2 protein-coding genes are annotated in these 1,281 nt (G+C 35.5%); both read right to left on the minus strand.

The genetic code is table 11. The features are described from left to right. Nucleotides 1-608: S8 family serine peptidase (locus tag V7D82_RS13780; protein ID WP_333601522.1), on the minus strand; the 608-nt coding region annotated here is incomplete at its 3' end. A gap of 255 nt (nt 609-863) precedes the next feature. Further along, nucleotides 864-1,281 (minus strand): hypothetical protein (locus V7D82_RS13785; protein WP_333601523.1); only part of this gene is annotated, 418 nt, incomplete at its 5' end.

The following is a 1,281-nucleotide window of genomic DNA, read 5'->3' on the forward strand; positions in this document are numbered from 1 at the left end:
AAATAAGGTCCAATTATAGCATCTTCATAATCACTTCGATCATTACCGGCTGAAGTTACAGGTAGATAGTAAGGCGCTGCAAATGTAATTTGGTCTAATTGTCTTGCTCTTGAATCATAAGCCCCAAAATTCCAAGGTGTACTTTGAACAGCCCCTATAAAATAAGAATGATTGGAAACCAACATCCCGTTAGCTGCCTGATCAGTCATTTCTGCATAATCATTATCCCAGTCAGATGAATAAGCACTGGCATTAAAGGCCAATCCTCTTAAGTTGGCAGTAATTCCCTGAGCCACAATTGTGCCTGTAACGTGGGTAGCATGGTCTTCGAAAGTTGAGCCATCCAATATAAAAACCTTATTATTAGGAAACTCAACATGCGTATTACGTGCAGAACCGCCATCCCAAACATAGGCATACATTCCTTGACCTTCGATATTTAGTCCCATAGCACCCACAGAGTACAAACGGTCGGCTCTGGCAGTTCTGGCAGCGTTAAAATTAGAGGTAGAATAGTACAATACCTCAGAATTATTGATTACATCATAAATTTCTCTCTTAGCACCATTAACATAATAAACTTTTTTAGCAGAAGGATGAGAAGACAAATAAGCTTCAATTCGTTCCTTTCGTTTGAAATATTCAAAGTTAAACTGCTCAGAAAGTGATTTCAGAGTGGTAACATCCGTATTTTTGATAATCTCTTGTCTTTGTTGTTGCGATTGAGAAAAGCCAAAAGTGACAGATATTAAAAGAAAAAAACCAATTTTAATTGTATTTTTCATAGCATATAAAAAATTAGATAAAAAAAAACCCTAACAAAGTTAGGATTTTTTCTTGTATAAATTATAAAAATCTAAAGATTAGATTCCGGTAAACACTTCTTCTTTGTTTCCGTAAGAACCAACATTAGGAATGTAATAATTTACATAAACCTTCATAGTTCTTGTACATGGGTTGAAAGAAGATACTTGAGTAGCGTCAGTTGACATTCTTGCCCAAATGTAACCATTGTATTGTGCTACAAAATAACCTGTATTTTGTGGAGCAAAAGTAACAACATAAGCATCATTGTATGACAAGATAAAGTTAGGAGCAGTAGCGTTATCAGACCAAAAATCATTAATCTGGATAGTATTTGCTGCAGCACCTTCAACTACAGTGTGAGTAGAATTACCTAACCACCAAGATGTAGCATCGAAGTCACCAACGAATGTATTGATTGGACATGACAAGCTTACATTAACTGTATAAACTTCGTTAAAAGTTGCGCTATCAAGT

The organism is Flavobacterium sp. (assembly GCF_036741995.1).
Taxonomy (GTDB): Bacteria; Bacteroidota; Bacteroidia; order Flavobacteriales; family Flavobacteriaceae; genus Flavobacterium.